General features: G+C 60.7%; 8 protein-coding genes. 2 read left to right on the plus strand and 6 right to left on the minus strand.

The annotated features are described in order from the left end of the window. Positions 1-71 precede the first annotated feature (71 nt). Together BLR16_RS10015 and BLR16_RS10020 are read left to right on the plus strand one after the other, a co-directional pair. Positions 72-983, plus strand: a complete 912-nt coding sequence (locus tag BLR16_RS10015; RefSeq protein ID WP_074805758.1) for an SDR family oxidoreductase — start codon at positions 72-74, stop codon at positions 981-983. A gap of 212 nt (positions 984-1,195) precedes the next feature. After that, the gene (locus tag BLR16_RS10020) at positions 1,196-1,753 is read left to right on the plus strand and encodes a hypothetical protein (protein ID WP_003365464.1); all 558 of its coding nucleotides are present in this window, start codon (positions 1,196-1,198) and stop codon (positions 1,751-1,753) included. Between the two features lie 228 nt (positions 1,754-1,981). On the opposite strand, the gene BLR16_RS10025 is transcribed toward BLR16_RS10020, so the two are convergent. The 6 genes from BLR16_RS10025 to wecB form a co-directional block, all read right to left on the minus strand. After that, positions 1,982-2,785, minus strand: coding sequence for a SirB1 family protein (locus BLR16_RS10025; protein ID WP_092194225.1), 804 nt, complete (start codon positions 2,783-2,785; stop codon positions 1,982-1,984). An 81-nt stretch (positions 2,786-2,866) separates the two neighbouring features. Then, positions 2,867-3,739, minus strand: a complete 873-nt coding sequence (locus BLR16_RS10030; RefSeq protein ID WP_003433649.1) for an alpha-amylase family protein — start codon at positions 3,737-3,739, stop codon at positions 2,867-2,869. A 31-nt stretch (positions 3,740-3,770) separates the two neighbouring features. Continuing rightward, entirely contained in the window at positions 3,771-5,735 is a 1,965-nt protein-coding gene (locus BLR16_RS10035; protein WP_060708717.1) for an NfrA family protein, read from the minus strand. Further along, positions 5,732-7,852 (minus strand): glycosyl transferase family protein, encoded by a 2,121-nt coding sequence (locus BLR16_RS10040; RefSeq protein WP_003433646.1) that lies wholly within the window; start codon positions 7,850-7,852, stop codon positions 5,732-5,734. Before BLR16_RS10040 ends, BLR16_RS10035 begins: the two co-directional genes overlap by 4 nt. Positions 7,853-7,864: 12 nt before the next feature. Next, on the minus strand, positions 7,865-10,081 hold the full coding sequence (locus BLR16_RS10045; protein ID WP_092194227.1) for a cellulose biosynthesis cyclic di-GMP-binding regulatory protein BcsB: 2,217 nt from the start codon (positions 10,079-10,081) through the stop codon (positions 7,865-7,867). Between the two features lie 167 nt (positions 10,082-10,248). After that, a complete protein-coding gene (gene wecB, locus BLR16_RS10050; RefSeq protein ID WP_003365455.1) occupies positions 10,249-11,499 on the minus strand; it encodes a non-hydrolyzing UDP-N-acetylglucosamine 2-epimerase in 1,251 nt (416 codons plus the stop codon). Between the last annotated feature and the right edge of the window lies 1 nt (position 11,500).

Here is an 11,500-nt window from a genome sequence, read left to right on the forward strand (position 1 = left end):
AGTGTTGATTGTGGCTGTGCCGGACGTGGACGATACTCATCGCAACGTATTCCTGAGGCATGGAGCCAGCGATGAGTGAGTCAGTACGTTTTGACGATAAAGTCGTGGTTGTGACCGGCGCAGGGGGTGGGCTGGGTCGGGCTCATGCGCTGCTGTTTGCGAAACATGGCGCGCGGGTGGTGGTCAATGACCTGGGCGGTTCGGCGCATGGCGAAGGTGCCAGCGCGTCTGCCGCAGATCGCGTCGTCGCCGAGATTCGCGCGGCAGGCGGCACAGCGATAGCCAATCATGATTCGGTGACCGAGGGCGGCCACATCGTGCAGCATGCGCTGGACGCATTCGGACGCATCGATGTGCTGGTCAACAACGCGGGCATCCTGCGTGACAAGACCTTCGCCAACATGCAGGACGCCGACTGGGATCTGGTCTATCGCGTCCATGTCGAGGGTGCTTACAAAGTCACCCATGCCGCCTGGCCTTACCTTCGCGAGCAGAACTACGGACGGGTGATCTTTACGTCATCGACGTCCGGTATCTACGGCAACTTCGGGCAAGCCAATTACGCGACGGCCAAGCTGGGGCTTTACGGGCTGACCCGCACCCTTGCGCTGGAAGGTCGCAAGAACCGCATCTTCGTCAACGCCATAGCGCCAACGGGCGGCACACGCATGACCGAGGGCCTGATCCCCGCTAATGTCTTCGAGCTGCTCAAGCCCGAACTGGTCAGCCCGCTGGTGGTGTACCTGTGCAGCGAACAATGTCAGAGCAGTGGCGACCTGTTCGAAGTGGGCGGCGGCTGGATCGGCAAGGTCCGTTGGCAGCGCAGTCAGGGGGCCTGCTTCGACCCGCAGACAGGTTTCAGCCCGCAAGACGTTGCGCAGCAGTGGCAGGCGATTGGTGATTTCGTCAACGCAGCGCATCCTGCCGACACTGGCGAAGCGTTGAAAGAGATGATGGTCAACCTGCAGAAGTACGTTAACTAACCCGCCTTTGCTAGCTGACGCAAGACGAGAGTGTTTGTTGAACGTGTGCGCATCTTTAAGGGGGGTGCTTAATTGTATATGGGAAGTTTCACTGTGTTATGTAAGAACTGTCTTTTTGCCCTGTAGGTCGAGTATGGATTTTTGCAGGTCTATTAATTAAGCATCTTCCACTCCGATATGAAGTTCGAACACATTCATATCTGGAGTGACACATGGCCAAATCAATATGGGGCGAACTTCCACCGGTAAGCGTCGCCGCGCCTCCTGAACGAGTCAAGGTCAAGAAGGCTGCGGCACAGGTAACCCAGGTGCTTCAGGAGGTGGGTGAAAATTCGATTGCGCTCAATGCGCTGGCGATGGAAAAGCGCAAGATGAAGCCGCTGTTCAAGGGCTTCAATCCCGAACAGATAACCCCCAAGGATCTCAACAGAGCGGGGATGATTTTATACAAGTTCGGCATGATCGATAATCACACCGCCGAGTTGATGAGTCGCGCAGGCGATGAGTTCGACAAGAAAGGCAAACTGGTCGACCCCAGCAAGGAAATCAACGCGCTGGAGTTTTTTGCCAATCGGATCATCGATATGAAAGAGAAGGCGCTGAGCGGCGATCCATATGCCAAGGCGCTATTGCCTGATTACATCAGGACCATCCATATCATGCAGAATCTTCAGGTGTTTGCCGAGTCGGGCGACAGTTACGAGATGCGCAAGATCAAGGACATGGAAAACAAGGGGCTGATCAAAAGAACGCCGGATGCCAAGGGCTGAGGCAGGCTGCACGATATAACGCGGAGAGTATTAATCTGCGGGCAATAAAAAAGGCCGCTGCACAGAGACCTGCACGGCGGCCAAACAAAACGCAGGATCAAGGGAGCTTGCAAATCCACGTCGATTTAACGCGCGCAGGTTAACCGCCATCACGCGCCCGAAAAATCCCCGCACAGGATATGCAGCATTACCTGGCGGGTAACAATTCGCAGCGAATGAGCCGGTTGCTCAATGAACGCGGTGGTTTAACGGTAAGCGGCTCAGGCGCTCGGCAAGCTGGAGTCTTTGCATCGGGTCTTCACTGAGCAATAGCGCGCGTTCCAGATCGAAACGTTCGGCCTGCGGGCATTCGAGCAACTGATAAAGGCTGGCGCGGGCCAGGTGATCGCTGCTGGTGGCCTGGCCCAGTTCGACGATGCGGTCGGCATCCTTGAGCGCCGCAAGAACATTATCGTTGATCTGGTGCAGATGCCGCAGGTTGCGCGACAACCGTTGCAGCATGCTGGTCGGGGTGGCGCGAGTCATATGCTCGGCGCGCAGCTGCATGGTTGGGCCGAACTGCCTGATCAACAGCTCGCGGCAGTCAGCGGGATAGAGCCTGCGCCCGCTGCAGGGGTCGAGCAGATGATCGGCACCCGGCACGCGCAACAGGAAGTGACCCGGGAAATTCACGCCTTCCAGGGTAATGTCCAGGCGCCGTGCGATCTCCAGCACAATCATTGCCAGCCCCAGTGGCTGACCTCGACGCTGCAGCACGATCTTGTGCAGAAGGGCCGAATCGGGTTTGGGAGGGTTCCAGTCATTCTGCTGAAAGCCCAGGGCATTGAGTTGCCGTAACAGCGGTTGGGCAAGTTCAGGCGCAGGCAGGACAGGCAGCGCTGAATTTATCTGGCGCTGCAACTGGGCCATTTCGCTCATTACCTCATGCCACTCGAAATGTGCGTCATGTTCGGTCGACACCCATAACGCAGCTTCAAACACCGAGGGCGGTGTCTGTTGCAGGCAGGCCAGGCAATGCTGACGTGGCGTCATGGACCACTCCGTGCGGCTCGAAATCCAGTGCGAAGACTCTTTGTAGCCCTGTGCGCGAATTTCGTCCAGCGCCACGTGTTTCTACTTGTTCAGGGCTTCTATCAGGTCGGGTGTCACATAGTGAGGACCGTCGAACAGGTACAGCGGATAGCCATCGAAAGCTGCAATCTGCGGTTTCAGTTCGGCCGCCGTTGCCGGGCGGAAGCCGCCGCCTACCTGCGGGCGAAAGGCTTCGACGATGATTCTGACGCGATTCTTGCCCAGCCGTTTGCGCAGGGCGTCGGCGTAGGTGCGGGCAACCGGAGCGGTGCGGGCATAGACACCCACACCATCCTGAAAGAACACACCGATATCGTCCGGCAGCCAGGTTTTCAGCCAGTCCGCTGTGGCGGCGGGCCCGATATTGGCGCCGTCGTAGACGCTGATCCACAGTGGTCTGGGCAGTTTCGCCAGCAGTGCCGGTAACTCCTTGGCACGACTCCAGCTGGGGTCGACCTCGGCGGGGAAGTACCAGCCGGTGACATTGAGCGGCGTTTTCACCTTGGCCAGTTGCGCCGAAAGCACCGCCAGCTGCTCGATATTGTCCCGCGAGCGGGTTTCGCTGAAGTACCCGGCCAGTCCGAGGATCACTTCCTGGGCCCACGGCTCCTTGCCGATCCGTGTCCAGTCCGGCAGCACCGGCACACTGGTCATCGGGGTGCCCGGTATGAACGCCTGATCATCGACCGCCGTCCACTGCACGAGCAATTGCCGTGCGCCGAGCCTGTCCCAGTTGCCGCTTATGCCTACCGTTGCGTTATCCGGTTGCCAGACGATGCCGACAACCCCCGGGCCCTGGGGCTGGATCAGCAGATACAGCTCGCTGGTGCCGAGGGCGATCGCCCCCACCAGCAGGGCGGCCACCGAGGTCTTGATCAATGTTGCCTGTCGCAGCAGTGCGGCCAGAGCCTTCAAACATTACTCCCTGATGGATGACGGGCGTGGATCACCACGAGAACGTCACGCGCGCGAAGACGCCTTCTGCACGGTCATCGCCAAATACCTTCTCGCGATACTGCACGGAGAAATCGACATACGACTGCGGTGCCTTGTATTTGTCTTCACGGAACCAGTAACGCACGCCCGTACCGACACCAAGACCGCCAGCGTTACCGGATGATGTGCTGCTACGGCCGAGGCTGTCGACTTCACTGCGCATCTTTGAATCGTAGTCCACTGCGGCGACTACGTGGGGAAACACCACCAGCCGCGGGCTGATACTGTCCAGACGGAAGCTGCGCCCGACCTGCCATTCACTGTTGAAATAGTTGCGCTTGTCCTGCAGATAGCGCCCGCCTTCAGCGTACAACTGCGAAGTCCACCAGCTCGGTACATCGACGCGCAGGTCGGTGCCGATGCTCGAGCCGTAGCCCAGGCGCACCAGCCAGTCGCCGTCGGCGTTCGAGTTGCCCAGCGGAAAGGTGCGTTCGAAGGCGCCGATCACGTTGACTGCGCTGAACGGTTTGACCCGGATACCGAGCGCGCCCTGCAAGGCGTCCGCGCCTGTGTCGGAGTCGCCTTCCTTGCTCCACAGCGTGTCGGTGACGCGTCCGTAAAGCTCGACGAAGCGCGCGTTACGGTAACCGAAGGGTCGCCAGAACACTTCGGTGCTGTTCTGCACGCTGTCATTGCTGCCGCCGGGCGCGCCGCTCAGGCCGCTGCTGGTGCTGGCACCGCGATAAGTCGTGGTATTGGTCAGGCCCCATTCACGGGACAGATCAGACACGGCGCGTCGGGTGTCGAACACCTGTTGCGCGGGCATCTGCAGATCGCCGGTCTGCTGGTAATCGAGGACGCGTTTGAAATAGGCGATGGCTTGCGCATCATCCGATGTGCGCATCGCGCTGTAGGCGGCATCCTGTACTTCGCGGGGCTTGAGACCGGACTGACGGTCGACACGCTTGAACGTATCCAGTGCGCCTTGATCATCGCCCGCCTGACTGAGGAAATAGGCAATCTGCACTTCATCGCCGGGTTGCAGTTCGCCCGCATCGCGAGCTTGCTGCAGACGTTGCAGTGCTTCACTCGGCTGGCCCATGGCGGCATACAACGAGGCCTGCTCACGCAGCGGCAGGTTGCCGACCGCCATTGCCTGAGCGAAGTCCTGACGTGCACCATCCTGATCGCCCAGGCGTTGACGCATTTGTCCGCGCTGGACGAGCAGGGTAGCGTCGTTACCATTCAGCGCCAGCGCTTCGGTGGCCGCAGAGCGCGCTTCGGCATACTGCCCTTGAGCGATCAATGCGCTGACCAGCAGTTTGCGGTAGGCCATCTGTTTGGGAAAACTGCGCACAGCCTCCCGCGCCTCGCTGACTGCGGTGTCGTTATCGCCGCGTGCCAATGCTTTATAGCCAGTGGCTGCCTTGTCGACCGCCACCTGCTCCTGAATCGCCTGCCGACGACGCGTCAGGACCTGTTGCGGCCCCAGTGCCTGCTCGGCCTCGTTGATCGCTGCCTGCGCTTCGTCCAGACGCTGCTGACGTTGCAGCGCCTCGATCAGCATCATGCGGTAATCGAGATTCTTAGGTGCCTGGGCAATGGCCTTGCGTGCATGACTGGCCGAGCCGTCGTAGTCGCGGTTGGCGTAGGCACGCAGCGCCTGATTGCCTTCCAGGTAGCCAGGCTTGGGGCGCGCCTTGGGGAAGCGGGCCGGGTGATCGCGGCGGTATTTGTCACGTTCTGCCAGGGCAATCAGATCACGCAACTGATCGGCATCCGCACGCTGACGCAACGCTTCGCGCGCCTTGGCGATGGCCAGGTCGTAGTCCTTGCGGTTGTAGGCCATGTAGGCTTCGTTGGCGATGGCATAGGCGGGTCCGGTCAACGGCAAGGGTAGTGTTTCCGCCTGGCTGAGCGGTGCAACAAGACCCAGGCCGCTCACCAGCAGCGACAGGATGAAGGGGCGCTTCATAGTGGCTGCTCCGTTTGATCGTCAGATCGGTAATGGTTGTGCTGACGTGCCACAGCCTGTTCGATGGTTTCTCTGGACAGCACGCCGATGTCGACCAGGTAATCGCCGATCCGGCCATGCACATGCGGGCGGTAGCCGAGCATGGCTTTCTGGAACACTTCGCGGTCCAGCAGGCCTTGCTCGATCAGCAGATCGCCGAGCAGTGGCGCTCTGGCTGGAAGCGGCTGACCCTCGACCACCTGAAGCTGACGCAACTGCGCGACGATGTCGCTTTCACGGGCAATCAACTGCACCGGCTCGGCACCCAGTTGCTCGGTAATCTGTTGCAGACCATCAGGCGGCAGCGGGCTGGCCACGGCAATTTCCTGGCGACCCAGCGCATTCATTTGCAACGGCACGACACGCCAGCGCAGGCAGAACTCATCGGCCAGCACATCGTTTGTCGCACGTTTGCCGGCAATGTCGAATACCCGTGGCAGGTCGTTCTGAAAAGCGATGGCCTCAGCCAGGGTTTCATCGTCGAGCCAGCCGTGGCTAAGCAAAATCCTGCCCAGCGGCAGCTGACGGGTCTGTTGTTCAGCCAGTGCGGTCTGCAGTTTTTCGTCGTTGATGGCTTGCCAGGACAGCAGCACGCTACCCAGGCGGCGTGGCGCTACGGCAATCAGGTCGGAAGACGGAAAGTCATGCATGGTCTTGTCCCAGACCAGCTTGCGGTTGAGCACCTTGCCCACCAGAAACATCCGCCAGGCGCGCGCTGCAGCCATGAAGTTGACGAAGTTGCCGACCACCATGCGCGGTATCGACAGCAAACCGTGCTGCCAGCCGTAAAGCACGGTAGTGAAGTAGCAGCGGTGCAGGATTCGCCATAGCAACGCGATGCCGTTGGCCACCAGCAGGTACTGAATCAGACCTGTGGTTTCAAACGGGGTCGGAAAGCTGGTGTTCCAGAGTCCGCTGGAGCGCAGCACAATCAACGCCAGCAATTGAATGAGGATAAAGTAAGCGAGGATGCTGACGAACGATGTCACCACGCCCTTACGATCCCGGAACAGCAGGTAACGGTTGGCCAACGAGCCAGTCCAGCCCATTTGCTCCCAGCCTTGCAAGCCGATACCCAACGTCCAGCGCGCCTTTTGGCGAAAGGCGGTGCGGAAGGTGTCCGGGAAGAATTCGCGCACGCACAGCGGCATTTCCAGCGTCGATTCATAAGGCTTGCGGAACCAGGACTTGCGCAGCACCCGAAATTGCACCGGAAAGCGTACGAAGATCGCTTGCATACCGTACTTAGCCAATCGCGCGCCGACGTCGTAGTCCTCGGTCAGGCTTTCGGTATTGAACGGCTGGTTCTGGTTTTCATCCGCCAGCACCATCAGTGCACGCCGCGAGAAGCAGGTGCCGACGCCAGCCGAAGGCACGGTGTCAGTCATGCTTTCGCGTACCACCAGATCCTTGCCGTGCCATTCGGCAAACTCGTCCATGTAGGTGCCGGCCACCCATTCGTACCAGTTGCGTTCCAGCGACACGACCGGCAACTGAATCATGTCCTTGCGCGGCAGCAGGTAATTGAACAGGCGCAATTCAAGCGGGTGCAGCACGTCTTCGCTGTCGTGCAGGATGGTCCCGGCGAACTGTACGGCGTGAGTCTTTTCGTACAGAAAAATCGCCTGGATCACCCAGTTCAGGCAGTCGGCCTTGCAGGTGGGGCCGGCGTGCGGCACCTCCACGCGGTGCAACTGCTTGTAGCGGCGACGCATTCGCTCCACTTCATCGATGGTGCGCTGGTCGTTGATGTAGGTGCCGACGAACACCACGTAGTTCTGATAGTCGAGCGTCGACACCATGTTTTCGATCATCGGCGCGATGACGTCGTATTCCAGCCATGCCGGGACCATGATTGCCAGCGGCTGCTCGTCGCGGGCAATCAACTGCTCGGCAGTCAGTGGCCGGTAGCGACGTTCGGCGGTGAACTTGCGGTACAGCCGCCGCGACCAGTACCAGATATCGATGAACAGGTCATCGATACTCGATACCAGAATGATCAGCCCGACAACGATCGTCGCGACTTCCAGCACGCTGTAGTAATGGGCCAGCCAGTAAGGCCAATAGAGCGACGTCATTGCGGCGGCCTGTTACGAGCGATTGTGACGGGCGCTACGGCCAGCCAGCAACAGAATGAGAAAAAGTACGATGCCGGCCGGGATCAGCCACAGCAGCGATGGTTTGCGCCAGGCGTCGATGCCGGTGCTTTCCTCCTCCTCGATCATCTGGCTGCCGGTCGGGTCCTTGGCGTCGAAGGTGGCGATCGGGCCGCTGTCAGCCAGCACCGCGGCGTTGCCACGTTCCAGCAGTAACGGACGTTCGAAAACCGGGGCCTGACCGCCCAACGAGCGATAGACCATGCCGTGCTGGCCGCCGGCTTCGATCACTTGCAGCGAAGCCAGGTGGTTGAGCGACTTGAGGTCGAGCAGCGTCTGTTCTTTGTGGTTGATCAGCAGGTGCCCGTCGTTGCTGGCCTTGACCGACTCGGCCCCGTCCTTGACCGGCAGTTCGAAGGCCAGGAACGCCTTGGCCGGTGTCACGGCGACGCTGGCGTCATCGCTGACGCTGAGCTGTGCACGCAACGGCGAGACGCCGGAAGCGCTGGCGATGCGGATGACTTGCGGCAGGCTGCTGGCCGGGCGCTCAAGGTAGCCCTTGGGCACCATGATCTGCGTGTCGGTGGCGAAGCGTGCCGCCATGCCCGAGAAGTTTTCGTCAGGCGTGACCTTGTCCAGCACGATGTGGCTGGTCGGCAATACCGAGATCGGGAACGCTTGCGGCGTTTCCAGGCACTGGTTGCTGACCGGCTGACGCTGGAAGGACACGCGCAGGACGTTCTGCGCCGCCAGTGCGTACTGCGGAATGCGGGCTTCGATGCGCTCTTTCTTGCCATCGGCAGTCAGTTGCATCGCACCGATCAGGTAATCGTTGAGGAACAGCGTGGCAACCGGTGGTGTACCCGATGCGCCCGGGGCGGCAGCGATATCGATCATCGCAGTCACCGGTACCCGACCGTCATAGGCAACGCTGCCCAGCGGGAACGAGGCGCTCCAGTCGGTTTTTGCCAGCACATCCACCGTGCCGGGCTTGCCGCCCAGACGGGTCAGCGCGACGCGACCGTCTTCGCTCAGCGGCATGGCGGCTTCTTCGCCAATGGTCAGCTGACGATTGCGCGCCAGTTTGTTCCACGCCGAACTGAACAGGCCAATGGCCTTGTTGGCCGACTCCGGCTTGATCATCAGCAGCGCACGATTGCCCAGCAGGGCCAGGCTTACGTCATCCCCGGTGCTGTTGGCGAGCGGCTTCTTGATGTGACGCTCGCGCCACTGGCCCAGTGCGCTGGCCGCCGAAGCATCCAGACCCTGCACCTGCGCCTGGAGAGCGTCCATGGCGTCGTCGATGGCCTTGAGCAGCTGTGGATCGCTGATCGCCAGGTCGGCCTGCAACGCAGGTGTCTGGCCAAGCATCAACAATGCACCGATTTCCGCCGGGTCGCGCAGGGTGTACTGGCCCTTGCCTTCGAGCCCTGCAAACGCCGGAATCTGCTTGAGTTCCGCTGGAATAGTCAGGCCGCTCAGGTCCACGCTGTCCTGCACCGCAGGAAACGGCAGGATGCGTGCCTGCTTGCCGATGCGCTCCAGCGCTACGCCCAGACGCCAGGCGGCATCGTAGCTGGCGTTCGACAATGTGCCGGGTGCGACCAGCAGGCCGGGTTTGCCGGGCAGTGCATTCCATACCGCGCCGACGTCCTGCAACTGGCTGGCGTCATAGCTGTACGTCAGGCGCGTGTGCGGGTCGATGCGCAACACGTTGCCGATCGCACGTTCGTCTTCGCAAAGCACTTTCGAGATCACCGACGACCAGGCGATCCCCAGTCGTACCGAACCGCTTTCCCGTGCTGCCTTGTCGACACCCAGCGTCGCGCTGGCATTGCCCTGTTCTTCATTGAGGCCCAGCGCGCGTACCGGATATCCGTCCAGCGACAGCAGCAGCGTGTTGCGGCCAGCCTCGCCGTTCAGGTAGCTGGCATCGAAATTCAGCGTGGCCTCGGTCAATGGCACATTGGCCGGCACCGGCAGGTACAGTTCGCGGCGTGCGTCGGTAGCATTGAGGATGATCGGGCGATCGATACCCAGCTCCCTCAGCTCGATCACGCGCTCCTGGCGATTGTCGGCAGTGATTCGGTTGATCGCCTGGGTCAGGGGGCTTTCGGCAGCCAGGGCGAATGCAGGCATCAGCGCCAGCAGGCTCATCCCGCAGGCAAGTACGCCAAACGCGCCCATGTTTACGGCAACGGAAGATTTCATCGTGCAGATCTCGGTAAAGGCTCAAGGCCATTGGGTCTTGATACAGGCTGCCGGTCTGCTACAACGTTTTTCGGGCACTCGGTCTGAACCGGGTGCCCGTATCGTTTGCGGACTGCTTCCTGCGGATTGTTTTAGGGTTTGTTTGCGCTGCCTGCGCGTCCTTTTTGCTAACTGGCCATCGAGCGCAACTCTGCATGTTCGTGCTGAGGCTTGATTCGCGTATCCAGTTGCATGTCCACCGGGTCCTGGCGCTGACGCGGCAGCTCGGCGACAAATTCATCCACCGGACGGCCCATCAGGGCATCGACGATCCGTGAGCTGGCTTTGCCGTCGCCATAAGGATTGGCTGCGCGGGATGCGTTCTGCCACAGGGCGTCGTCGTCAAACAGGGCGTTCACGCCGCGAATGATGGCGTCCGTTTCGGTGCCCACCAGGCGCACGGTCCCCGCTGCGACCGCTTCCGGGCGCTCGGTGACATCGCGCATGACCAACACCGGCTTGCCCAGCGACGGCGCTTCTTCCTGCACGCCACCGGAGTCGGTGAGGATGACGTGGGCACGTTGCATCAGGCGCACGAACGACAGGTAGTCCAGCGGTTTGATCAGGTGCACGTTGGGCAGGTCGCCCAGGTGCTCGGTCACCGGCCCCAATACGTTGGGGTTCAGATGCACCGGGTAGACGATCTGTATGTCGTCACGCCTGGCGAGTTCGCCCAGCGCCTTGCAGATGTTGAGGAAGCCGTCGCCGAAGTTCTCACGGCGATGCCCGGTCACCACCAATACCCTGCGCTCGGGCACCAGGAACGAAAACTGGCGATCCAGGGCATGACGCAACTGGCGATTGCTGTCGATTCGCTGGGCCGTCAGGTGCAGGGCGTCGATCACGGTGTTGCCGGTCACGAACGAGATGCCCTGCAGGCGTTCGCCCAGCACGTTGCGGCGCGACTCGGCGGTAGGCGCGAACAGATGATCGGAAATCAGATCGATGCAGCGACGATTCATCTCTTCAGGCCACGGCTGACGGATATCGCCGGTGCGCAGACCGGCTTCGACGTGGCCGATGGGGATGCGGCGATGAAAGGCCGACATGGCCGCCACCATCGCTGATGTGGTGTCGCCATGAACCAGCACCTTGTCCGGCTTCATCTCGTCCAGAATCGGGTCGATCGCCGCGTAAAGCGCAGCCGTCAGAGAATTCAGCGTCTGATCCGGGCGCATCACATCGAGGCTGTAGTCGGCTTTGAGCTCGAACATGTCCAGCACCTGTTGCAGCATGCTTTGATGCTGCCCGGTAATGCAGATTCTTGAGTCGATACCCGGCTCTGCAGCCAATGCTCTGACCAAGGGAGCCATTTTGATGGCCTCCGGACGAGTACCGAAAATGGAAAGGACCTTCATTCTGGGGTGCAGACCAGCCATT

Origin of the sequence: Pseudomonas sp. BS3767 (assembly GCF_900099665.1) — a bacterium.
GTDB classification, from domain to species: Bacteria; Pseudomonadota; Gammaproteobacteria; order Pseudomonadales; family Pseudomonadaceae; genus Aquipseudomonas; species Aquipseudomonas cerasi.